The 21,993-nt window shown below is 30.7% G+C and carries 27 protein-coding genes and 1 riboswitch; of the genes, 14 read left to right on the forward strand and 13 right to left on the reverse strand.

The features are described from left to right. Positions 1-162 precede the first annotated feature (162 nt). Positions 163-1,584 carry a hypothetical protein gene (locus DP68_RS07315; protein WP_052085698.1) on the reverse strand — a complete coding sequence of 474 codons (1,422 nt, stop codon included), beginning with the start codon at positions 1,582-1,584 and terminating at the stop codon, positions 163-165. Between the two features lie 246 nt (positions 1,585-1,830). Continuing rightward, positions 1,831-1,941: riboswitch (SAM riboswitch) on the forward strand. 73 nt (positions 1,942-2,014) lie between these two features. Between DP68_RS07315 and DP68_RS07320 the strand changes: the two genes are divergently transcribed. The 4 genes from DP68_RS07320 (at position 2,015) to infC (ending at position 5,062) form a co-directional block, all read left to right on the forward strand. After that, positions 2,015-2,971 (forward strand): methionine ABC transporter ATP-binding protein, encoded by a 957-nt coding sequence (locus tag DP68_RS07320; RefSeq protein ID WP_035307983.1) that lies wholly within the window; start codon positions 2,015-2,017, stop codon positions 2,969-2,971. A gap of 3 nt (positions 2,972-2,974) precedes the next feature. Then, a complete protein-coding gene (locus DP68_RS07325) occupies positions 2,975-3,616 on the forward strand; it encodes a methionine ABC transporter permease (protein ID WP_035307986.1) in 642 nt (213 codons plus the stop codon). Between the two features lie 31 nt (positions 3,617-3,647). Then, a complete protein-coding gene (locus DP68_RS07330; protein WP_035307989.1) occupies positions 3,648-4,463 on the forward strand; it encodes a MetQ/NlpA family ABC transporter substrate-binding protein in 816 nt (271 codons plus the stop codon). Positions 4,464-4,573: 110 nt separating this feature from the next. Continuing rightward, positions 4,574-5,062, forward strand: coding sequence for a translation initiation factor IF-3 (gene infC, locus DP68_RS07335; protein WP_035307991.1), 489 nt, complete (start codon positions 4,574-4,576; stop codon positions 5,060-5,062). A 96-nt stretch (positions 5,063-5,158) separates the two neighbouring features. Here infC and DP68_RS07340 read toward each other — a convergent pair whose 3' ends face one another. After that, positions 5,159-6,367 carry a DHHA1 domain-containing protein gene (locus DP68_RS07340; protein ID WP_035307993.1) on the reverse strand — a complete coding sequence of 403 codons (1,209 nt, stop codon included), beginning with the start codon at positions 6,365-6,367 and terminating at the stop codon, positions 5,159-5,161. Positions 6,368-6,544: 177 nt separating this feature from the next. On the opposite strand from DP68_RS07340, the gene DP68_RS07345 reads away from it, so the two are divergent. Together DP68_RS07345 and DP68_RS07350 are read left to right on the forward strand one after the other, a co-directional pair. Then, complete coding sequence (locus tag DP68_RS07345; protein WP_035307995.1) at positions 6,545-6,934, forward strand: ACT domain-containing protein; 390 nt, start codon at positions 6,545-6,547, stop codon at positions 6,932-6,934. A gap of 88 nt (positions 6,935-7,022) precedes the next feature. Beyond that, a complete protein-coding gene (locus tag DP68_RS07350; RefSeq protein ID WP_035307997.1) occupies positions 7,023-7,361 on the forward strand; it encodes an arsenate reductase family protein in 339 nt (112 codons plus the stop codon). Positions 7,362-7,472: 111 nt separating this feature from the next. On the opposite strand, the gene DP68_RS07355 is transcribed toward DP68_RS07350, so the two are convergent. Both DP68_RS07355 and DP68_RS07360 read right to left on the reverse strand, forming a co-directional pair. Continuing rightward, positions 7,473-7,940: a spore germination protein GerW family protein gene (locus DP68_RS07355; RefSeq protein WP_035307999.1), complete on the reverse strand. Its 468-nt coding sequence runs from the start codon at positions 7,938-7,940 to the stop codon at positions 7,473-7,475. A 15-nt stretch (positions 7,941-7,955) separates the two neighbouring features. Continuing rightward, complete coding sequence (locus DP68_RS07360) at positions 7,956-8,513, reverse strand: DUF2953 domain-containing protein (RefSeq protein WP_035308001.1); 558 nt, start codon at positions 8,511-8,513, stop codon at positions 7,956-7,958. A gap of 269 nt (positions 8,514-8,782) precedes the next feature. On the opposite strand from DP68_RS07360, the gene DP68_RS07365 reads away from it, so the two are divergent. Further along, positions 8,783-9,352, forward strand: coding sequence for a DNA-3-methyladenine glycosylase I (locus tag DP68_RS07365; RefSeq protein ID WP_035308003.1), 570 nt, complete (start codon positions 8,783-8,785; stop codon positions 9,350-9,352). Positions 9,353-9,409: 57 nt separating this feature from the next. Here DP68_RS07365 and DP68_RS07370 read toward each other — a convergent pair whose 3' ends face one another. Further along, on the reverse strand, positions 9,410-9,649 hold the full coding sequence (locus tag DP68_RS07370; protein WP_035308004.1) for a GIY-YIG nuclease family protein: 240 nt from the start codon (positions 9,647-9,649) through the stop codon (positions 9,410-9,412). Positions 9,650-9,813: 164 nt separating this feature from the next. Between DP68_RS07370 and DP68_RS07375 the strand changes: the two genes are divergently transcribed. Then, positions 9,814-10,491 (forward strand): hypothetical protein, encoded by a 678-nt coding sequence (locus DP68_RS07375; protein ID WP_035308005.1) that lies wholly within the window; start codon positions 9,814-9,816, stop codon positions 10,489-10,491. 127 nt (positions 10,492-10,618) lie between these two features. Here DP68_RS07375 and DP68_RS07380 read toward each other — a convergent pair whose 3' ends face one another. Next, complete coding sequence (locus DP68_RS07380) at positions 10,619-10,918, reverse strand: spore coat protein (RefSeq protein ID WP_035308006.1); 300 nt, start codon at positions 10,916-10,918, stop codon at positions 10,619-10,621. Between the two features lies 1 nt (position 10,919). After that, on the reverse strand, positions 10,920-11,132 hold the full coding sequence (locus tag DP68_RS07385; RefSeq protein WP_035308007.1) for a hypothetical protein: 213 nt from the start codon (positions 11,130-11,132) through the stop codon (positions 10,920-10,922). Positions 11,133-11,296: 164 nt separating this feature from the next. On the opposite strand from DP68_RS07385, the gene DP68_RS07390 reads away from it, so the two are divergent. Together DP68_RS07390 and DP68_RS07395 are read left to right on the forward strand one after the other, a co-directional pair. After that, entirely contained in the window at positions 11,297-12,211 is a 915-nt protein-coding gene (locus tag DP68_RS07390) for a hypothetical protein (protein WP_035308008.1), read from the forward strand. A gap of 175 nt (positions 12,212-12,386) precedes the next feature. Then, a complete protein-coding gene (locus tag DP68_RS07395; protein ID WP_035308009.1) occupies positions 12,387-12,869 on the forward strand; it encodes a hypothetical protein in 483 nt (160 codons plus the stop codon). Between the two features lie 178 nt (positions 12,870-13,047). Here DP68_RS07395 and DP68_RS19495 read toward each other — a convergent pair whose 3' ends face one another. Beyond that, positions 13,048-13,845, reverse strand: coding sequence for a ferritin family protein (locus tag DP68_RS19495; RefSeq protein ID WP_291547878.1), 798 nt, complete (start codon positions 13,843-13,845; stop codon positions 13,048-13,050). A 109-nt stretch (positions 13,846-13,954) separates the two neighbouring features. Here DP68_RS19495 and DP68_RS07405 point away from each other — a divergent pair, with 109 nt between their 5' ends. After that, positions 13,955-14,461: a GNAT family N-acetyltransferase gene (locus DP68_RS07405; RefSeq protein ID WP_291547879.1), complete on the forward strand. Its 507-nt coding sequence runs from the start codon at positions 13,955-13,957 to the stop codon at positions 14,459-14,461. A 29-nt stretch (positions 14,462-14,490) separates the two neighbouring features. Further along, positions 14,491-15,687 (forward strand): flavodoxin domain-containing protein, encoded by a 1,197-nt coding sequence (locus DP68_RS07410; protein WP_035308010.1) that lies wholly within the window; start codon positions 14,491-14,493, stop codon positions 15,685-15,687. Positions 15,688-15,947: 260 nt separating this feature from the next. On the opposite strand, the gene DP68_RS07415 is transcribed toward DP68_RS07410, so the two are convergent. The 3 genes from DP68_RS07415 to DP68_RS19500 all read right to left on the reverse strand — a co-directional run bounded on the left by DP68_RS07415 (position 15,948) and on the right by DP68_RS19500 (position 18,265). Continuing rightward, complete coding sequence (locus DP68_RS07415; protein ID WP_035308011.1) at positions 15,948-17,333, reverse strand: MATE family efflux transporter; 1,386 nt, start codon at positions 17,331-17,333, stop codon at positions 15,948-15,950. 307 nt (positions 17,334-17,640) lie between these two features. Then, the gene (locus DP68_RS07420; RefSeq protein ID WP_052085700.1) at positions 17,641-18,069 is read right to left on the reverse strand and encodes a DMT family transporter; all 429 of its coding nucleotides are present in this window, start codon (positions 18,067-18,069) and stop codon (positions 17,641-17,643) included. Positions 18,070-18,109: 40 nt separating this feature from the next. After that, entirely contained in the window at positions 18,110-18,265 is a 156-nt protein-coding gene (locus DP68_RS19500; RefSeq protein ID WP_291547882.1) for a hypothetical protein, read from the reverse strand. Positions 18,266-18,499: 234 nt separating this feature from the next. Here DP68_RS19500 and DP68_RS07425 point away from each other — a divergent pair, with 234 nt between their 5' ends. Continuing rightward, positions 18,500-18,997, forward strand: coding sequence for a QueT transporter family protein (locus DP68_RS07425; protein WP_035308012.1), 498 nt, complete (start codon positions 18,500-18,502; stop codon positions 18,995-18,997). A 100-nt stretch (positions 18,998-19,097) separates the two neighbouring features. Here the strand turns inward: DP68_RS07425 and DP68_RS07430 are convergent, their stop codons facing one another. Next, positions 19,098-20,681 (reverse strand): 1,4-alpha-glucan branching protein domain-containing protein, encoded by a 1,584-nt coding sequence (locus DP68_RS07430; protein ID WP_035308013.1) that lies wholly within the window; start codon positions 20,679-20,681, stop codon positions 19,098-19,100. 5 nt (positions 20,682-20,686) lie between these two features. Beyond that, positions 20,687-21,067, reverse strand: coding sequence for a DUF4912 domain-containing protein (locus DP68_RS07435; protein WP_035308041.1), 381 nt, complete (start codon positions 21,065-21,067; stop codon positions 20,687-20,689). 328 nt (positions 21,068-21,395) lie between these two features. Between DP68_RS07435 and DP68_RS07440 the strand changes: the two genes are divergently transcribed. Next, positions 21,396-21,974: a flavin reductase family protein gene (locus DP68_RS07440; RefSeq protein ID WP_035308014.1), complete on the forward strand. Its 579-nt coding sequence runs from the start codon at positions 21,396-21,398 to the stop codon at positions 21,972-21,974. The last annotated feature ends 19 nt before the right edge of the window (positions 21,975-21,993 follow it).

The following is a 21,993-nucleotide window of genomic DNA, read 5'->3' on the forward strand; positions in this document are numbered from 1 at the left end:
GGAGCTCATTTGCGTAGTGAACGCGTTGCATAATTTATAGAAATCTATGATTTTATTATAAATTAGCATATCTCAGTAAGCTGAGATGTTTCATTAACAATGCAGAACCCATACGGAAGATTTAACATTAAAAACGTCGCAATATCCTGTTAGTTATACTGACTATCTTGAAACCCAGACTTCGCATCCTTCAAAGGGATTAGCAGTTCCAATATAGAGTTTACCATTCTTTGAAGGAAGTAGATTTCTCAAACCATAATTACGAGGATTTCCAAGGCCGTTTAAACTTATATATCTCCAGTCAGAGCCATCATTGGAAACCCATAAGTCCCCACCAAAGGTACCTTTTATAGTAGCTAAAGATTGTATAAGGGATTCTATTAGTGGTGCATAATTGTAGTCGAAGTCTAAGGAATCAATATTTAAGGCTGCCTGATTTTCTGTATTTGAGGCAGATAATCTTGATATAATGCTAGGAAATCTTGCTATTAAAGTTTTCAATAAAGTGGCAAATAATATTGAATCATCCCAGGTGCCTAAATACAGCCTATTGTTATGAACATCAAGCTGCCAGCAGTAAGCATTAGAAATATCCCAAAGACCAGCTGGAATATTGGGTCTTCTAATTCCTCTAGTAGTTGGATTTGTAGGAGAAATAGCTTCATTTCCTATAACTACCTTCCAAGCGTCATTAGATGAAACGCGTATAAGATCAAAGCCTTTTGGGGGAACAAACCTTTGGCTAGGGTCTATACTGAAAACTCCAAACCATATTCCTGTTCCAACGTATAAATCTCCTTTGAAAGCTTTCATGCTTAAAGGTAATTGATTTAAGGCTTCACCAGCACCTTTATCTACAACAAGTTTCCAATCATCCTCTATAGGGGATACTCTATTAGTTCTCCAAACTTCAAATCCTCCAGGAGGAGCCGTACCAATATAAAGATGATTATTAAAGCTTTCCATTGAAGCAATTTCTCCACGAGGATTATTTGCTCCTGTTCCTATTTGAACTCGTGTCCACCCATTTTCAGGTTCGTTTGTTTCATATAAAATAGTCTCTAAACTTCCGCCAAGTCCTTTCATTACGCCTAAATACATTCTTCCGTTATGCTCTACCATGGCTCTTGCTGTGTCGCCTTCTGTAAGACCATCACTTACGTCCTCCCAGTTTTCACCATCTTCGGACATTAACATTTTGACTGCAGACGAGAATGAATTAGCAGCAGCTAATAATACTTTTTTTCCTGATGCTGTAGTGAAGTTAATCATATATCTAAAATCGCCTATGCCATCTTGAGGATTAGACTTATAAACTTGTGTCCAATTTTCAGATCCATCTTTGTTATAGCGCCAAATTTCAGCTCCTGGGTTTATGGAAGGCCTTGGGATAAATACTTCGGGTATATATTGTTCAGGTAGATTAAAGACGAATCTTAAAACTGTATAAACTATATTTTTTCCTACCCCAACATATATATAATCGCCTAATTCCCCCATAGCCCAGGCATAATTATTCTGATGTCCTAAATTACGGTCTTCATAAAAACCATTAAAAGGTGTTATTTTTTCAAATCTATTCATAAACATCACTCCTTATATGAGTTATGCATGATTTACATGATTTGTAGAAATCTTTGATTTCGTTGCAAATCAGCACATCCCAATTCATTGAGATGTTTCCATATAAAATTAAGATAACATCCCAAGCTTGTACTATAATATATGATGGAGAATTGATAATGTCACATTTTACAGAATCATTAGAAAAAAAAGTTATTGACAACCTTTGACTATGGTAATATAATAAAAAACAATAAAAGCGAATAGGACTTATCAAGAGTGGTGGAGGGACTGGCCCGATGAAACCCGGCAACCAATATATATTATTGTGATATATATAAGGTGCTAAATCCTGCAGCGTAAGCTGAGAGATGAGGGTAGACGGGATCTTTTCAGACCTAAGGTTATCCTTAGGTCTTTATTTTTTTATTAGATAGTAGGGGGTGCAGCAATGATTGAAATAAATAATGTTAATAAGTTTTTTGGAGAAGATCAGGTTTTGCAAAATGTAAGTATTACTATAGAAAAGGGAGAAATATATGGAATTGTAGGACACAGTGGGGCAGGGAAATCAACACTTTTAAGATGTATAAATGGACTTGAAGGTTATGATTCAGGAAACGTAATAGTAAATAACAAAGAAGTAAAAGAGCTTAAAGAAAGAGAACTTAGAGAGTTTAGAAAAAACATAGGTATGATATTTCAAAATTTCAGTTTGTTAAATAGAAAAAATGTGTGGCAAAATATAGCTCTTCCTATGGAAACCTGGAAATATAGTAAGGAAGATATAAATAAAAGAGTAAGAGAACTTTTATCTCTTGTAGGATTAGAGGATAAGGCTCAAAGTATGCCAAAGGAGCTAAGTGGAGGACAGAAGCAAAGGGTGGCAATTGCAAGAGCATTAACTCTTAATCCGGAAGTTTTATTATGTGATGAAGCTACTTCAGCATTAGACCCTAAGACAACAAAGTCCATTTTAGAATTATTAAGAGAGATAAATAATAAATTAGGCATAACAATTGTAATAGTAACTCATCAAATGGAGGTTATAAAAGAAGCTTGCTCAAAAGTTGCATTAATGGAAGGTGGAAAATTAATTCAATCTGGAAAGGTAGAAGAAGTATTCCTAAATCCAAGTAAAGATTTAGAAAATCTTTTGGGAGAAGAAGAGATATTGCCAGAAGAGGGGATAAATATAAAGTTATTCTTCCCAAAGGAGATAAGTAAGAGTTCTGTAATAACAGCTATGGCTAGAGAACTTAACATAGACGTGTCCATTGTTTGGGGAAAACTTGAGAAGTTTAATGGAATAGTACTTGGAAGCCTTGTAATTAATACTACAGAAGATAAGAAGAATCAAGTTACTTCTTATCTAGATAAAAAAAATGTACATTGGGAGGTGCTATAAAGTATGGTAACTCAAATATTACTTCCAGCTTTAGGTGAAACTTTAATCATGGTTTTAATTTCTACAGCTTTAGCAGTATTAATAGGATTTATACCAGCAATTATAATGATAATAACAGCTAAAGATGGATTAAAGCCAAATGAAGCAGTTTATAAAATTTTAGATACAATAATAAACATTTTAAGATCATTTCCTTTTATAGTTTTGATGGTAATACTTATACCAGTGACAAGGTTTATAGTAGGAAAGTCCATTGGAACCCCTGCTGCAATTGTACCACTGACTATAGGTTCAGCACCTTTTGTAACAAGAATTATAGAAGCAGCTTTAAAAGAGGTGGATAAAGGAGTGGTTGAAGCTGCAAAATCCTTTGGGGCCAGTATTTCACAAATTATATTCAAAGTAATGCTGCCAGAAGCACTTCCTTCTATTGTATCGGGGATAACTCTTACAGTAATTAGTGTAGTAGGATTTTCGGCAATGGCAGGAGCTATTGGTGCAGGTGGGCTTGGATATGTGGCAATAAGATATGGATACCATATGTTTAGAAATGATGTTTTGATAGCTACAGTAATAGTTTTAGTAGTTTTAGTTCAAGTGCTTCAAAGCATAGGAACTTTAATATATAAAAAAGTAAACAAATAAAAATATTTTAATAAATAGGGGGCATTTTATAATGAAAAAGAGAATATTATCAGCAATACTTGCAAGTACAGTAGTTTTAGGGGCAATTGGCCTAACAGGATGTGGCAATAAGGAAGCAGCTCAGCCTGCAGAGAAAAAGAAGATAGTTGTTGGGGCAACTCCAGAACCACATGCACAAATATTAGAAAAGGTAAAACCTATACTAGAGAAAAAAGGTTATACTTTAGAAATCAAGGTGTTTGATGATTATGTTATTCCAAATACAGCAGTTGAACAAGGAGAATTAGATGCAAACTTCTTTCAACATATTCCTTACTTAGAGCAATTTAATAAAGAAAAAGGTACTCATTTAGCTTCTGTTGCGAAAGTTCACTTAGAACCAATGGGAGTATACTCTGATAAAATTAAAAATTTAAAAGATTTAAAAGATGGAGCAACAATAGCAGTACCAAATGATTCAACAAATGGATCAAGGGCTTTAAGATTACTTGAAAAAGAAGGAATTGCTAAGTTTAAAGAAGGAGAATTAATCACTAAATTAGATATTACTGAAAATCCTAAAAATATAAAAATAGAAGAGTTAGAAGCAGCTCAGCTTCCAAGAACTTTAAAAGATGTTGATGTAGCAGTAATAAATACAAACTATGCTCTGCCAGCAGGATTAAATCCAACTAAAGATGCTTTAGCAATTGAAGCAAAGGATTCACCATATGCTAACATTATTGCAGTAAAAGAAGATAATAAGGATAAAGAATATATTAAAGCTTTAGTTGAGGCTATTAACACACCAGAAATTAAAAAGTTTATAGAAGAAAATTATAAAGGGGCAATAATTCCATCATTTTAAAAATAAATTCGCCTTTAGAATATATTCTTTGTAATATGACAAATAATAAGGTATACTAGAGATATTGTATAAAATCAAATTTTGGAGGCGGTATTATTAGTAAGGATGTTATGCTAAACGAGCAGATTAGAGAAAAGGAAATTAGATTAATTGATGGAGAAGAAAGCAAAATTGTAAGCACAAGAGATGCTTTAATGATAGCTGAAGAGAGAGAACTAGATTTAGTTATGATTTCTCCTAATGCCAATCCACCTGTATGTAGAATAATGGACTACAGTAAATTCCTTTATGAGCAATCTAAAAAGGAAAAGGAAAACAGAAAAAATCAAAAGGTTGTTAATCTTAAAGAAGTAAGATTAAGTCCAACAATTGATGTGGGTGACATTCAAATTAAAGCCAATAATGCTAAAAAGTTTTTAACTAATGAAGATAAAGTTAAGGTTTCCATTAGGTTTAAAGGAAGACAAAATAATAATACTCAAGTAGGGTATAAAATTATGGAGTCATTTGTTGAGTTAATAGGAGAAATTGGAACTATTGAAAAACCAGCAAAACTTGAAGGAAACAATATGACTATGATTTTAGCACCGAAAAAATAAATTGCAGTGCAATTTAGTATAGTCACTAAATCCCTAGTGTCTAAACATTATTAGATACTAGGGATTAGCTATTTTTTGATATTTACTATGATGAAATTAATCCTGAAGATGGGTGCACACTTTCTTGTAGGCATACTCAATGCAGGAAGTTAAATTATTATTATCTTTTCCTCCACCTTGTGCTGAAAAGTCGCTTCCACCGCCTTTTCCATCAATTAAAGTTATTGCATCCTTTAAAAGTAAATTCATGCTTATAACTTTTAAATCCTTTGAACACATAAAAATTAATTGAGCTTTATCTTCAGTTTTTATTGCAAATAAAACTATAGTCTTAGGATAGAATACTAATTTAGAAGCTAATAAGTTTATGTACTTTAAATCGCCATTGTCAAATATATTTTTAATTATCTTAACTCCGTTTATATTTTCAGAGCTATTTAAAATTTCTTTAACTTCATATTCCGCAACCTGTGCCTTTAAGACTCCCTTTTCACTTAGAGCATCATTGAGTTCATTTCTAAGATTTTGCACTTTTGCTAGGGCATCTTTTTCATTACCACATTTTAATAAATTAAACATAGATTTTATGTACTCATGTTTTAAAATGTAATCAGAAACTGCCCGTGAGCCGCATAAAAATTCTATTCGAGTATTCTTTCCCAAGGTTTCCCACTTAACAATTTTAATTACTTGAGCCTCTATAGTGGAATTTGTAAGTAGTTCGGCATACGGAGCTATAATAATATCTTCAATTTTAACTACTCTAATCTTTTCATTTCCCTTTGGGGAAACTTTCTTAACCGATAGTTTTTTTAGCTCTGATTTTGTTGCATAAAAGCTTTCGATGCTAATGTTATTAAAAACTATTTTATTAGCCATTTCCTCAACTCTTTTGATTTCATCAAAGGTAATAATCTTATCTATATCAATATAAGTGTAATTATCCTCATAGTGAAATTTAACTGTATTTGCATTAAATAGTTCTAAAAAGTAATGAGAAAGTAAAGCCTTTCCAAGATTATGCTGCATACAATTATATTTTTTACTCCAATTTATAGTACATTTCACCTTATGAATTTTTATAGGCTTTGTTTCAAGCACATGATATACTTTTTCAGCATTCTCATAGACATAAATTACAGGGATAGAAGTTATTTCTCCTGTATCACAAGGCATATTTTCTGAACCGGGATAAAAATAGGTTTTATCTAATTCAACATGATATTTATTATCTTTTTCAACTATATTTAATATCTCAGCAGTAAATTCATTCATATATGGATTTTCATAATAAAGCTTTTCCAATAGTATTCACTCCTTAAAAATGTGGCAATATCCTTTTATTTTATCACAAAGTATAATTATAGTTTATCCTTTTGGTGGAAATATATAAAAATATAACCTATAATTTTAATATATAATAAAGTTCTCATATAATATTTATATGGATAATAGATACACAAGAAATGGAGTTGAAAAATCATGATAGAAAATAAGTTAACACTTAGCTTATTAAAAGATAAGTTTGGGGTATGTAGATTAGATATTAATGAAGCTATTCCAAGTTGGGGATTAAAAGGCACATTTTTTTCAATAACTAAAACGGCAGATGAGTTATCTATTGTATGTAATGAAGAAAGTATCCCAAGTAATATAAAATGTGAAAAAGAATGGAAGGCATTAAAGATCGAGGGGCCGTTAGATTTTTCACTCATAGGTATACTTTCTAAAATCAGCAGTTTGCTAGCTAAGGAAGGTATAAGTATATTTGCTATTTCAACCTATGACACAGATTATATTTTAGTTAAGGAAAGCCATATTAAAAATGCAATAAGCGTATTATTGAGTAATGAATATCATGTAATTAAATAAAACATATTTTAAATATAATAAATAAGTTATCACTTAAATATATAGCAAAGTTATTATTTACAAACTAGTACAAAGGAGAAATTTCTAAATGAACATTCAAATTTATGGAACTAAGAAGTGTTTTGATACAAAAAAAGCAGAAAGATACTTCAAAGAAAGAAAAGTTAATTATCAATTTATAGATTTGACAATAAAAGCATTAAGTAAAAGAGAACTTGAAAGCGTTAAAGCAGCAGTAGGACTTTCAAATTTAATAAATAAAGAATCTAAGGAATATGAAAAGTCAAATCTTCAAAATATAAGAAACGATAGTGTTAAAGAAGAAATACTTTTAAATAATCCAAAGCTTTATAAAACACCAATAGTAAGAAATGGTAAGCAATCAACTATAGGCTATGAACCAGAAGTCTGGAAAGAATGGGAGTAAGTTAGGCATTAGGAGTAAAGTACTAAGGAAAATGGAAACTTCAGCAATGAGAAGTTTCCATTAAATATATTTATACAAGGTATCACTAATTTAAAATCTTCCTAGCACCTATTAGGACATACTTCCTGATGAGCTGCTAGAGCTATTTTGTTGTTTGTTTTGGGTAGAATTTTGACTACTTTGTGATTGACTTTGGCCCTGACTTTGATTCATACCAGGTTGCATCATGTTCTGGCCTAAAGTTGATAGTGCCTGAGGAATTTTATCCATCATTTGTCCCATAGTACTTTTTTCGTTTACAGGAAGCATTGATACATTATCCTTATCTATAACTATAACTGAGCTTGTAGAAACTCTAGCACCTAAACCAACACCATTAGAAGCGTTAGTACTATTTACTGCTTGCATTTTTGTTGACATGCCAGTATTTCCATAACCAAGTGTAACAGACATTACAGGAACTAAAGTTTTATCTCCTACAGATAGTGGTTTACCTAAAACTGAATCTGTATCTACAAAATTGTGAAGGTCTGAAAATAATGTACCTAGATTTTGTGAAAAGTTTGTAGTATCATTCATAATAAAATCCTCCCTTTATTTATTAGCATTCAAAGGCTGCATTGCTAAATTTAATTTTCTTAATTTAAAAAACGTAGTTATTATTGAAATTGCACTTATTTGAGCTGTACCCGTTATATTGAAGTAGTCGTAATTCATATTGAAATCAGGATTATTGTATATAACATTTATACCAAAATAAGTTGATGCTAAATTAATAGCACCGCAAACCATTCCAGTGATAGAAGGATCCTTAAAGCCATAAGAAGCTTCAATATCAATGGAATGAGGCTTTAAATTACGTGTAAGTTGTATTTTTTCAATATAATCTTTAGCATGATTAAGTGTTTTATTTGTAAGATTTTTAGTTAAAACTTTTTTATTAAGTAAATATAGTGTGTAAAACATTTGTTTATCAGTTTTAACTATGACTAATTTTAATAATGGTTTTAACCATGTTGTAATTATATTGAAATTTGTACACTCCTGAGAGCTAAATGCAAATGAAACTTTTAAAGGTACGGTAATTAATAATGCTGCAAGTATCAAAGATAAAAACACAAGTACAAGTATGAAGTTTGAAAGTATATACATATACAACATCTCCGTTTACTATAAGAAGCATGCATGGTCTATAGAAAATTATAATTTTGTTATAAGCCAACACATATCAATTTGAAAGCATAATTGATTAATTATGCTTTTATATATAGTATGGGAAGTATTAATCAAAGTATTAGTTGTAAGTTATTGATAAGTTATCAATATTTGATGTTATTATAATAAAATGTAATTTTAAATTTAATATCAAGGTAAATTTGTGAGTAAGGTAAAAATATAACATTTATTGGAGGTGAAGAATTATGAAAAAGAGATGTTTGTGGTGTGGCGAGGATGAGCTTTATATAAAATATCATGATGAAGAATGGGGAGTTCCTGAATTCAATGATAACAAGCACTTTGAATTTTTAGTATTGGAATCTGCTCAAGCAGGTCTAAGTTGGATTACAATTTTAAGAAAAAGAGAAAATTATAAAAAGGTATACGATAATTTTAATGTTAATTTAGTGGCTCGGTATGATGAAGAAAAAGTCCAAGAGTTATTAAAGTATGATGGAATAATAAGAAATGAAAAAAAGATTAGAGCTTCTATAAATAACGCTAAAAAGTTTATTGAGGTTCAAAATGAGTTTGGGAGCTTTAGTAAATATATATGGAATTTTGTTGGGGATCAACCTATAGTTAATTCTTGGGAGGTGGAATCTCATATTCCATCTAAAAATGAATTATCTGAAATAATAAGCAAGGATTTAAAGAAAAGAGGATTTAAATTTTTGGGACCAACTATAGTATATTCGTATTTGCAAGCTATGGGAATAATTAATGATCATATAGTGGAATGCTTTAAGTATGAAGAGCTAAAATCCAAATAAAATAATGAAGTTTTGAAGGGATTTAATATAAGATAGTTGAAATATTAAATATAGATTCTATTTATTTATCAAGCTTAATTTTTGAGTTCTAGACAATTGCTTTATGGCATATTCCCTCTTTTGGGCAGAAATTTTATCATCGTGTTCTTCAAAATATACAAGTTTTATCGGAAGCCTGCAGCGGGTATATTTTGCACCTTTGCCACTAGAATGAGTTTTTATTCTTTTATTTAAATCATTTGTCCAACCAGTATATAAAGTTTTATCAGAGCATTCTAATATATAAACATAACACATAAGCTAGTCCACCGTCCTTGAAATAGGAATAAGGTACTAAATACTAGGAAACTAATATGCACCATTAAGCAAATTATATCATAGTTTTATTTAGAATCTCTAGTCGTTAAGCTCTAATCTTTAGCGACTGGAGAGTGAAGAGAAAATAAAAGGTAGGGGATTCAATGAAAGAAAAAGGTTATCTAAGAATTGTTAAAGCCTTAAGTCTAGCAGTAATTTTAATGTTTACTTTATATTTTCAAGGCTGTAATAGTAATGATACAGGTAAAGAAAATAAGAATGATATAGTTAAAAGCAGTGGAGAGATTGTAGAAACAAAACTTACGGATAGAGAAAGAGAATTACTTCAAGGATTAGATGTAGATAAATATTTTATATTTGACGCTAATATTAAAGATAAAAAGATAGGTTCTTTAGAACTTTGGGTGGATTATTATGAAAAGGGGAGTTTTAAAAATAAGTCTTTTGGATTGAAAAACGATATTCAATTGACTAAAGAAGAAAATATTAAAATGATTTTTTCAACTCAAAAGGTTATGGGAAGCAAATCTGAAGAAAAATGGACATTTTCTACATCATCTAACACAGGTGGTGGAAAAGGAAGCACTAATATTAAATTTTCTCAAATTATTCGAGGGCTAACTTGGTCAAGTATTCAAAGAAGTAAAATAGTTACTGAAAAAGAGATAATTTTAGCAGCTATTGCTGGAACTGAGGGAAATAGTATGTCAAGCATTTCTATTGATGAGATTAATGCAGATGATGAAGTTATTAAAAACAAAGCAATTGAAAGACTTTTAAAAAATGATTATGTTTATATAATAAAATGTAAGTTTAAATAAAATTATAGACATGTTTTAGGCAATAGGTGCTAAGTACAATGTGTTAGAAAATGTAGAAACTTTGCTGTGAAAAGTTCCATCTTATACTAGTATCTAGCACCTTTGGCCTAAAACACAGTAAGGCTTTTTACTGGTTTTGATTAATCATTGCTTGAGACTTTTTATAACTATCAGATAGCTGCTGATTAGGAGAAATATAAGGATTTTCCCAACCACGATTTATTGCAAGTTCTAAGCCTCCAGAGTGGCCAGCAATCACCTCACTTAAAGATGATGAATACATTGCTCTAAGTTCTGGAGTAGCACTTGTTAAAGCTGCATTAAGATATGCATTAGCGAGTCCTGTTGAGCCAGCTAACATATCATGAGATATAACTTCATCATTAATATCTGTAGTATTTTGAACTATATTACTTAATAAAGTCATATTACTGTACCTCCTGTATTATATTATTTTCGTTGATAAATTGTTGAATTCCTTTTATTCTGCCTTCTGTTGCTAATATGCCTGCTTCAGCTTGTTGTTTTAATTCTTTATCGGATATTAAACCCTGCATAGCTTTTGAAACTGCTAAACCATCTTTCTCCATTTTAAGCAAGGATGTTAAAGATAATACTTCTGCTTCAGAAAGTTTTCTCATATTAATTACCTCCAATTTATAAAATCTAACCGCAATTTATTGTGCGTAATTTTAAAATTATTAATCATGTAATTTTTTGGAGTGTAAGTCATTGAATTTGTAGAGGTTTATATATAAATTGTAATTAACTATTAGTCTTTATAAATTAAAGAGGGGATGTATAAATGAAAAAAAGAATATTCTACGGTATTATAATATTAATTTTTATATTAAATGTAAAATTATTTTTTGATGTATCTTACATTAAAAATGAAATTAACTCAATACGAAATACCACATTACACTTAGATAATAGAATAAATGATATTAGCTCTAATGTTTCAAGAACGCTTAATGAGTTTTATGAACAAAAAAAGTGGATATATAATGCAGAGCACAATGTGCTTAGTTTAAGTAAGGATCTAAAAGAGGTAAAGATTGATTTTAAATGGAGTTTACGCGAGCTTAGTAATGACTACACGGTTTATCTTTTCTATGGGGCAGTGGAAGGAGAGACTCAAAATGTGGTTAAGTGGAATGAGATTAAGGCTCAGGATTTAGGAAATTTAAATTATGCATGTGCATTAACTATTCCTTATTTAAACAATTATCAGTTTAAAGTAGTTGCCAAAAATAATAAAAATATAATCAATGAGAAACTTGAATATATCCCGTTTTTGGATAAATTTCATAAAAGAATTAATATAAATGCTATGCCTAATACGAAGACATTTTCAAAGGGACAGGTAGATTTGAAATTTGTTGTAGATATCTCGAATAGATATGATTTAAGCTTTGAGAGAGGTACTTCGGAAATTGATGGGAATAAACTTAAAATAAAGAATATAACAGTAAAAGTTTATAGTAACAATCAATTGAAGAATGAAAATAAAATATTAGAAAATGGAAGCATAAAGAATAACAATGCCTCTTATAGAAAACCTATTAGAATGCCAGAAGAAATAAAACTAGAAGAAATACATTATGAAGGTAACATTGAGTATGACACAGATTCTAATGAACATAGCAGAGAAAAGATAGAAGTAATAGTAGAAGACTATATGGGAAAGGTTTATACCAATGTTAGCCATGAAATATAAGAATATTAATTTTCTTTTCAGACCTATATAATAAATATAAAAGTATCATTGATTAATCTCTAATAGATAAAAGTGTGATTATCACTAAATTATCGTTAGGGATTAATTTAATTTTATGATATTTTGATATTTTTATTTATATGGGAGAAATTAATAGAATGAGGGAGATGATGACATGGAAGATAAAGAATATTTATTAGATGCAAATATAATTATAAAGCTTTGGAAAAAATGTCCTCAAGTAATAGATGCAATAAAAGATACAGAAAACATTGATTTTAAAGTTTCTAAGCATATAGCAGGAGAGCTGTCTACTAAGGAGTTTAAAGAATTTAATGGAGTACCTGTACTTACAAATAAGTTTCTAAAATTACTAGATCACATAATAGAAGCAAGTAGCTGTAGTATAAAAGAGAAATTGATCCCTAACGCAGATATTAGATATGATTATAAAAAAAATATATATTATATAAATGAGAATAAACTTTCTAAAAATGATTATGAGTTGATATGTATTTGTATTGATAAGGAATATGTTTTAGTTACTGATGATAAGAAAATACAACGGGGTGCTAAAATTATATTAGGAAATACCAGTGTACTAAGCTTTGATGAATTTATTGAGGAGTTAAAAAGTTTTAATATATTTATTGAATAAGAGGGGATGCAAATGCTAAGACAATTTAAATTCATTAAAAAAGTCGATAGGCTGTAATCACTAGCCGCTAAATGTTATTAAGCAGTTTACTATAGTGGCTAGTGATTGATGATTAGCGACTAAATAAATATTAAGAAAATATACTCAAAATATCTTAATTTTGATGTTGACTTTTAATCTAGAACCTAGATCCTGAATTAAAGCATCTTCCATCTGAGTATAATAAATTGTAAAGGCTTGCATGTCTGAGCTCATCTGTTATGATTTCACCTAACATATTTAGCTGAATTCTATTTTGAAGGGCAAATACAATTCTTCTATATCTTTGAACAGCAGCAAGCTCTCCAAGTAATGCTTTTTTAATTCCATCGCAATAAGAAGTAGGTTTTTCAAATTGACTTTCAGTTGAAATAGGGAGCCTTCTTCCTGTTAAGTCGAAATAAATTCTTCTAAACATTCTATTATGCTTTCTTTCGTCATTTCTAATGGTTATAATTATATTTCTTGCCTCTTGTGTAGGGGCAACGCTTATTAAATAATTATAGAAAAGCTCATCTTCCCTTTCGCCAGATACTGCATTTCTTATAAGACCAATTGCTGTATTAAGGTTACCTGGATAGGTATACTCACCTAATTCAGCGGATGTAATATCCTGTTGAGCCATCGACGTACCTTGTTGTTGACTAGGTATTCCTTGCTGACCCTGCGTACCTTGTTGTTGGCTGGGCATACCCTGCTGACCCTGCATACCTTGTTGTTGACTAGGCATACCCTGCTGAACATGCATACTTTGTTGTTGGCTAGGCATACCTTGCATACCTTGTTGTTGACTTGGCAAGCCCTGATGCTCTAGTATACCTTCTTCCTCACCCATTACATCTGGCACACCAAATATATCTGGTTGCCCAATAATATCCTCTTCTTGAACGGCAAATCTATATTCATTTTGGAAAAAGGGACAGTTGTAAAAATACATTTACTTTCCTCCTAAGAAATTAAGTACATTAATATGGTATGAAAATTATTAATGGAGTGTTACAATATAGAAAAATTATAAATATAAATAATAGTTAGGGGAATAGTATATGTATATTGACACAGAGCTTGACAATTTCAAATTGAGATTTGCTGAAAAAAATGATACTGAATTAATTTTAGAATTTATTAAAGAATTAGCTGAATATGAAAAAATGTTAGATGATGTAGTGGCTACAGAAGAAGTATTAAGAGAATCATTGTTTCAGCGCAAAACTGCTGAAGTTGTCATTGGAGAATATGAAGGTGAGCCTGTGTGCTTTGTATTATTTTTTCATAATTTTTCAACGTTCCTAGGACGACCAGGGCTTTATTTAGAAGATTTATATGTAAAACCTCATATGAGGGGAAAAGGGATAGGTAAGATTATGCTTTCCTTTTTAGCAAATCTAGCCGTTGAAAGAAAATGTGGAAGATTTGAATGGTGGTGTCTTGATTGGAATGAACCATCAATTAAGTTTTATAAGCACATGAATGCAGTGGCAATGGATGAATGGACTGTGTATAGATTGACAGGAGAACATCTAACTGATTTAGCTAAGGAATTTGAAAAATAATTATATAATTATTATATAGGAGGTTTTTCATGAGGGAATTAAAAAAAGATGTTTATTGGGTTGGAGGAATTGATTGGATAGTAAGAGCTTTTCACGGAGGGGAATTATCAACACATAGGGGAAGTACATATAATTCTTACATTATAAAAGATAAAAAAACGGTACTTATAGATACTGTTAAAGAGAAACTGACAGATGAGTTTTTGCAAAATATAAAGGAAGTAGTTGATCCTAGTACAATTGATTATGTTGTAGTAAATCATGCAGAGCCAGATCATTCAGGAGCATTACCACATATTATGAAATATTGTCCTAATGCAACTATAGTTGTATCAAAGAAGGGCCTAGAAACTACTAAAAAGCATTATCATGGAAATGAGAGTTGGAATTTTAAAGTTGTAGGCACAGGAGATAAGATAAATATAGGCGAAAATGATATTAATTTTGTGGAAGCAAGTATGCTTCACTGGCCAGATAGCATGTTTACATATTTAAATGGAAAAGATATATTATTTTCAAATGATGCTTTTGGGCAGCACTATGCATCTTCAGATATATTCAATGATATGGTGGATGAAGATGAGGTTTGGCAAGAGTCATTAAAATACTATGCAAATATATTAACGCCTTTTAGTAAACTTGTTACTAAAAAAATAGAAGAGTTACAGGAAATGAATTTGCCTATTGATATAATAGCTCCAGCTCATGGTGTTATATGGAGAAAAAATCCTATGGGCATTGTCCAAAAGTATTGTGAATGGGCAAAGGGAAATTCAGAAAAAAGTGTAGTTATTTTATATAATTCGATGTATGGAGCAACTCATAAAATGGCCGATTATATAGGACGTGGTATCGCTGAAGCAGGATTAAGTTACAAAATTTATAATTCTGCAACTGCAGATAAAAATGATGTTATTACGGAGATTTTTAAATCAAGAGGGATATTACTTGGCTCATCTACCATAAATAATGGAATATTAACTACTCTTAGTCAATATATTGATGAGTTAATGGGACTTAAATTCATAAACAAAGTAGGAGCTTCTTTTGGAAGCTATGGTTGGAGTGGAGAATCTCCTAAGATACTCAAAGAGCATTTGGAAAAAGCTAAAGTAAAGGTGCTAGAGGAACCATTAAGTATAAAGTACACACCAACTGAGGAAGAACTGCAGCAATGTGTACAGTTTGGAAAGAGCTTTGGGGAAAAGTTATTAAAAGAATTCTAAAGGGAAGTTACGACATTTTTAATGTTGAACATATAGTATGGAATTTGCATCGTAGAAAGCATTGAATGAGCTTTAGGGTGGCTTTATTTATAAATTCAAAATACCGTTAAGAGCCTCCTACTGTCTGAGCCTACGGGGAGCTTAGGAGGCTTAGGGAGTTTTAATTTATAAATATTAGCCGCTCTTAGCGAAATGAACACTTTCCTAGATGCAAATCCCATACGGTAGGTTCAACATTATCTTAAAATGTCGTCGTATTTCTATGCAACACATTCTGTAACGTTTCTGACCCATTTATTAGATAAAAGTCTTGGTATAGCTATTGAAATATTTACTACTTCTTGAATACATACTAGAGCTACCACCATATGAACTGGAAGTTTTAAAAATAATGCACCTATAAAAGCTAATGGAACTCCTATCACCCAAAGAGTTGCCATTTGGAGTTTAAAAGAATATTTAGAATCTCCACCACCTTGAAGTATTCCAATGGCAAACACTGTATTAAACATTTTTAAGAACATGGTAGCTGAAATTATATATAATATATAAATACCGCTTGTCCTAACTACAGGGGAAACCTTGAAGAAGTTTATTATAAAAGGTGAACTAATTGCAAGCATTGCCCCCATAATAATTCCTAAGCTTATTGATATAAATGCAAAGCGTCTTCCATAAAGCTTGCCTTTACTTTCCTCACAGGCGCCAATAGCATTTCCTATCATAACTGAAGCTGCATTTGCAACTCCAAGATTTATAACCATAAATAGGTTTTGTATATTAGAGGTTATTTGGACTGTAGCTAAAGCCTCAGTTCCTATCGTTCCATAAGCAACTACATATGCAATATTACCTAGTGCCCAACAAGCCTCATTTAATACAACTGGAAGTATTATTTTCGAAGAGTTTTTTACTAGTTTAAAATCAAAGTTAAACATTTCTTTAAGGCTTGCAGCAAGTACACCACCAGTTCTATATATATATATAATCATTAGTGTGACTTCAACTATTCTTGCAATCAAGGTAGCAAGAGCGGCACCCTTAACCCCCATAGCAGGAAGTCCTAGGTATCCAAATACAAATATAATATCGAGAATAGCATTTATTAAAACAGCTATGCCGCTAACTATCATTGGAACTATTGCTTTACCCACACATCTAGAGGCACAAGCATAGTTAAAGCTTATTGCTGTGAAAATATAACTTAAACTTACAATTCTTAAAAAGTTAACTCCATGTTCTATGACCATGGGATCACTATTGAATATAAGAACAATTTGTTTTGGGAAAATTAAAGCTACTAAGGTAAATACCGCAGATAATATAGCAAGTCCTAAAAATCCTAATCCCAGGAACTTCTTGATGTGATCTAGATCTCTCTTCCCCCAAAATTGAGATATAAATATGCCGCATCCTCCTACAATCCCAAGAATTAATAGATTAAATAAAAAATAATATTGATTTGCAATACCTACTGCTGCAATTTCTTTTTCGCCAAGCCTTCCTATTATAATAGTATCAATCATATTTAATGAAGAAGTAAGGAAGTTTTGAATAGTTATAGGTAATGCAAGCTTTAACAAATTATTTTTGAAGTTTTTGTCCTTAATAAGGCTGATAAAAAAACTATATGACTGTGAACTCATTGACATTCCTCCTGTGTAATATAATAAAATAACTTAATTTAATTAGGACATTGTTATTTGACATAGAACTAAAAAAGATTACAAATTATGCACGAAGCAGAGTAAACAAAAAAACACTTTGATGAAGCTTTTCAAAGTGTTTACCTTCGGCACTTAGACAACTATAATTTTTTAATTGTCAATTATATAAAATTTTCATAGTATTATAAGCAATTGTAGTAATAGCTAGTTTTAATTAGTTAATAATGAATAGACTTATATTTTGAAATTATAGCAAAATATAATTTTAATATCAAGATATAATATGCTATTTTACCATAAACCACACACCTACTAAAGTAAATATAACTCCAATTATTTCATACATTCCCAGTGAAGCATGTTTGTATATAAATGTATCAAGATAAAAGCTGCTAAGTGTTTGAGAAGCTATAGATAAAGTAAGAGTAACTGTTAAACCTAGTAAAGGTACTGATTTAGCTATAAAATATATTATAAGTGCTCCAAAAATTCCTCCTGTGAGTAAAAGAGGCTTTATTTTTAAGATTTCTATAGACTTATTTATATTGTTACTTAAAATAAGGGGAACAGCAAACATAATTGTCCCTACAAAAAGATTATAAAATGTAGATATAGATGGAGTAGTCATTTCTCCAAGTTCTGAAGTCATATAAGATTCAGCGGTAGTAAATAAACCTATAAGTATTGCAAATATGTAGGGGATTATTTCTTTCATGTGTATCATCTCCTTAAATTCATGTATATTCATTTAAATGTTATTTATCATAACAAATTATTGACGTTTCAAGTTTATATTCTCTAAGAGTTTTCTCAGATTCCATTTTATGGCCAATATAAATTAATATAATTTCGATTATCAGTATAAATATTAAAGTAAAAAGGAGCCTATAAAAATTAGATAATTTTTTCATAACATCCACCCCCTAATGTATTTTATGAAGATAGGATAAATGTAATGTTTAAAATATATAATAAATCATAAAATAATTTATTTGCTTAATTTGAGGAGCTGGATTGATTGGAAGATATATTTTTAAATTGACTTATAGAGCAATTTGCATTAAACTTATCAAGTATTAAACTCATATATGTACAGGCAGTTCGTAACCATCCTGCCTTAAAATAAAACTATGGAGGTATTAAATATGAAAAAAAATACACGAAATTTAGCACTAAGTGCTATAATTGCTGCAGTATATGCAGTTATTACAATGTACTTAACTTACCCTATGAGTTATCAAGCATCTCAATTTAGAGTTGCAGAAGCTCTTACAATACTGCCATTTTTTTCAACGGCAGCTATACCAGGTCTTTTTGTAGGATGCTTAATATCAAATTTACTAAGTCCTGTTGGACCGCTAGACATAATATTTGGGTCTTTGGCTTCGCTCATAGCAGCTTTTATGACTTACTTAATTGGCAGGAGTAATTTAAAGTTTAAAAAGTATTTAGCACCACTGCCGCCAGTAGTAGTAAATGCAATTATAGTAGGTTGGCTTTTGAACTATACTTTAAAATGGCCGATTGCAATAACTATGCTTCAAGTAGGGTTTGGACAAATTTTAGCATGCTATGGTCTTGGTTTGCCATTAGCGCTTTTTATAGAAAGAAATCAACAGTTAAAAACAATATTTAGTAGATAGATAAAAAATTAAGCTTTGCACTAAAGAATTTAATTAATAGTTCTTTAATGCAAAGCTTTTTTATTTTATATCTGTAAAATCATAGATTAATAAACATGAACTAAAAACTCTTATATATGGAATAGTCCATATTAGGGAATATATTATCAATAGATTCTATTTTATCTAAATACTTTATATCGATTGTGTTCTTAGTTATTTGTTCATAAAGTTTATTAAATCTTTCTATATGAGTATTTAATCTATTTACTGCATATTGTACTGAAGTGTTATTTTTTATTATAAATGGCCAATCTGAAGATTCGGCTAAAACAAGTTCACGAGCAGCTTCGTTAAGAGCTCTTTTTTGCAGCGAAGTAGGCTTTTTAAAGCTATTTGCAAGTCTTATCATCTTCTCTGCAGCTTCGTGTAAATCCTTGTATATCCAATCATTTGAACTATTAATCCAAACTGAGTAATCTCCATGTTCACCCCAGCTAGAAGGAGAGGGACTTGAACACTGAACCCTAGTATGCTTTTCTAAGTATTTTTTAGGAGTTGTAAGTTCATAGGAAGTCCAATTTTCTGAAGATCTTTTTAAGAATTCATATATAAAATCAGGGCCTTCAAACCACCAGTGACCAAATAATTCAGTATCATAGGGACAAGTTATTATAGGAGGTATATCCATATCAGAACTTGCTTTTTCTATTTGGTGATGTTTGCAGTGTGCAAAGTGGCCACCATGGCTTTTAGATTTAACTAAAGCGTTTTCTGGTACATAATATTCTTTATTGTTTGTAGCACCTGTTATTCTGTGATATTTTAGCCCTGTATCAACTCTTATGCCGGCTTTATTTAAATAAGGTTGGATATATTCCATAGGAAGCTCATAGCCTATATCCTTATAAAATTCTCTATAATCAGGATCACCAGGATAGCCTATAAAATTGCTCCATACTTGATGAGAGGATTCTAAATCACGTCCAAAAGCACATAATCCGTTAGGAGTTGCAATTGGAGCATAGGTTCCATATAAAGGCTTTGGTGAAGCATTTAATATACCTGTATTTTCAACTAAGAAATATTTTAGTCCGTTTTCTTTAAGTACATCATCTAAATTATAGCTATAAGCACATTCAGGAAGCCATATTCCAGAAGGTTCGTGGCCTATACAATCTGTATAAGATTTTACTCCAGTATAAATTTGAGCTTTTATAGTCTCAGGATTTATAGAAAGTAAGGGTAAAAGTCCATGAGTTGCAGAGCAAGTTATTATTTCAAGAACTCCTAGCTTATCAAATTTTTTGAAAGCATTCATAAGTCTTTTATCATAAGCTTTATATGTTTTTAAAAGCCCCTTAAACCTTTGGTTATAAAATAATCCTAAGTGCTCTAGCTCCTTGTTTCCTTTGTTTCTTAAGATTTCTTTTTCCGAAAGCTCTATGCTTTTTGTCAAATATTCTTCATATTTTTTATTTAAATAGTTATCCTGAAGCATTGCCATAAGAGGAGGGGTTATGGACATAGTTATGTTAAAATTTATACCTTCATCTAAAAGCTTGTCATAACCTTGAATTAAAGGTATGTAACATTCACTCATAGCTTCAAATAGCCATCTCTCTTCTAGGGCATCATCTATTTCTGGATGTCTTATAAATGGCATATGGCTGTGAAGCACCATAGCTACGTATCCTTTTTTCAAAAAAATCACTCCTTAATATCCTTGTAGTAAACTGATGTATCTTGAGATTCTACCATTCGTGGAGTTGTAACTTTGTTAGAAGTAGCAACATCTATATAAGTATTATCTGGAAGAAGTCTTTTAAGTTTTACTAAAATATCTATAGCATCTTTATTTAAATCTATATACCAATTATCAGCAAAAGTATCTATAAATATGCTTTCAATTTCATTTTCTTCATTCCCATGTAACTCATAAACCTTAAGAACAGGTTTTGACCCGTTCCACAGTGCCTCCCCGTGCTTATCACTAAATTCCTTTATAAATAAAGGAGACACTGAAAAATAGCAATAAACTCTACGTGCACTTTGTACCATAAGAACAATTTTTGATTTTGTGCTATTCATTAAGTAATTCACCCCATATCTTTGTAATTAATGAAACATCTCAATGAATTGAGATGTAGTGATTTGTAATGAAATCACATATTTTTATAAATTATGCAAAACAAATTGTATTTATTAAGTTCTACATATATTTAAAAACTCCTTTACTTAGTATATAATTTATAAGAAATCGCTATGCAATTTTAAGGATATAGGATAAAGATTCTAGGTACTACGAAAAGCGAAAATTTCACCATTGTGAAGTTTTATCAATTCTTATGAGCAAGTACCTAATTCCCAATACCTTAAAAAGTTGCAGGCAACTTTTTAAAAGTTTTGGAGGTAAATTATGAGTAGAACAAATTTTAAGGGCAGCGCTATGTTGAATCCTGTTCCTGTAGTTTTAGTAACTTCTAAGAACTCAGAGGGAAAGGTAAATGTATTTACAGCGGGGTGGGTAGGAACCGCTTGCACAAGACCTCCTATAATATCACTTGCTATAAGACCTGAAAGGCTTTCTTATGAATATATAAAAGAAACAGGAGAATTTGTAGTTAATCTACCATCTAAAGGTTTGGTAAAAGCAGTAGACTTTTGTGGAGTTAAGTCTGGAAGAGATTTAGATAAACTAAAACACTTTAATTTAAATATAGAGGAAAGTGAAACTATATCGGTTCCATCTATAAAGGAATGTCCTGTGGCATTAGAGTGTAAATTAAAAGATATTATACAACTAGGCTCTCATGATCTATTTTTGGGGGAAGTTACCAATGTACAGGTAGAAGATTTTCTTATAGATGAAAAGGGAAAGATACATTATGAGAAGGCAAATTTGATGAGTTATTGTCATGGAGAATATTATCCATTGCCTGAAAAATCAATAGGTAAGTTTGGATTTTCAGTGCAAAAGAAAAAGAAAAAGAAGTAGATATTTTAAATTCCATAAT

Source organism: Clostridium sp. HMP27 (genome assembly GCF_000765165.1).
In the GTDB taxonomy this organism is placed as follows: domain Bacteria; phylum Bacillota; class Clostridia; order Clostridiales; family Clostridiaceae; genus Clostridium_AK.

Coding starts and splice junctions, on each gene's coding strand:
- DP68_RS07315 (WP_052085698.1), bottom strand. CDS start 1,584: ATGAATAGATTTGAAAAAATAACACCTTTTAATGGTTTTTATGAAGAC.
- DP68_RS07320 (WP_035307983.1), top strand. CDS start 2,015: ATGATTGAAATAAATAATGTTAATAAGTTTTTTGGAGAAGATCAGGTT.
- DP68_RS07325 (WP_035307986.1), top strand. CDS start 2,975: ATGGTAACTCAAATATTACTTCCAGCTTTAGGTGAAACTTTAATCATG.
- DP68_RS07330 (WP_035307989.1), top strand. CDS start 3,648: ATGAAAAAGAGAATATTATCAGCAATACTTGCAAGTACAGTAGTTTTA.
- infC (WP_035307991.1), top strand. CDS start 4,574: ATGCTAAACGAGCAGATTAGAGAAAAGGAAATTAGATTAATTGATGGA.
- DP68_RS07345 (WP_035307995.1), top strand. CDS start 6,545: ATGATAGAAAATAAGTTAACACTTAGCTTATTAAAAGATAAGTTTGGG.
- DP68_RS07350 (WP_035307997.1), top strand. CDS start 7,023: ATGAACATTCAAATTTATGGAACTAAGAAGTGTTTTGATACAAAAAAA.
- DP68_RS07355 (WP_035307999.1), bottom strand. CDS start 7,940: ATGAATGATACTACAAACTTTTCACAAAATCTAGGTACATTATTTTCA.
- DP68_RS07360 (WP_035308001.1), bottom strand. CDS start 8,513: ATGTATATACTTTCAAACTTCATACTTGTACTTGTGTTTTTATCTTTG.
- DP68_RS07365 (WP_035308003.1), top strand. CDS start 8,783: ATGAAAAAGAGATGTTTGTGGTGTGGCGAGGATGAGCTTTATATAAAA.
- DP68_RS07370 (WP_035308004.1), bottom strand. CDS start 9,649: ATGTGTTATGTTTATATATTAGAATGCTCTGATAAAACTTTATATACT.
- DP68_RS07375 (WP_035308005.1), top strand. CDS start 9,814: ATGAAAGAAAAAGGTTATCTAAGAATTGTTAAAGCCTTAAGTCTAGCA.
- DP68_RS07380 (WP_035308006.1), bottom strand. CDS start 10,918: ATGACTTTATTAAGTAATATAGTTCAAAATACTACAGATATTAATGAT.
- DP68_RS07385 (WP_035308007.1), bottom strand. CDS start 11,132: ATGAGAAAACTTTCTGAAGCAGAAGTATTATCTTTAACATCCTTGCTT.
- DP68_RS07390 (WP_035308008.1), top strand. CDS start 11,297: ATGAAAAAAAGAATATTCTACGGTATTATAATATTAATTTTTATATTA.
- DP68_RS07395 (WP_035308009.1), top strand. CDS start 12,387: ATGGAAGATAAAGAATATTTATTAGATGCAAATATAATTATAAAGCTT.
- DP68_RS19495 (WP_291547878.1), bottom strand. CDS start 13,845: ATGTATTTTTACAACTGTCCCTTTTTCCAAAATGAATATAGATTTGCC.
- DP68_RS07405 (WP_291547879.1), top strand. CDS start 13,955: ATGTATATTGACACAGAGCTTGACAATTTCAAATTGAGATTTGCTGAA.
- DP68_RS07410 (WP_035308010.1), top strand. CDS start 14,491: ATGAGGGAATTAAAAAAAGATGTTTATTGGGTTGGAGGAATTGATTGG.
- DP68_RS07415 (WP_035308011.1), bottom strand. CDS start 17,333: ATGAGTTCACAGTCATATAGTTTTTTTATCAGCCTTATTAAGGACAAA.
- DP68_RS07420 (WP_052085700.1), bottom strand. CDS start 18,069: ATGAAAGAAATAATCCCCTACATATTTGCAATACTTATAGGTTTATTT.
- DP68_RS19500 (WP_291547882.1), bottom strand. CDS start 18,265: ATGAAAAAATTATCTAATTTTTATAGGCTCCTTTTTACTTTAATATTT.
- DP68_RS07425 (WP_035308012.1), top strand. CDS start 18,500: ATGAAAAAAAATACACGAAATTTAGCACTAAGTGCTATAATTGCTGCA.
- DP68_RS07435 (WP_035308041.1), bottom strand. CDS start 21,067: ATGAATAGCACAAAATCAAAAATTGTTCTTATGGTACAAAGTGCACGT.
- DP68_RS07440 (WP_035308014.1), top strand. CDS start 21,396: ATGAGTAGAACAAATTTTAAGGGCAGCGCTATGTTGAATCCTGTTCCT.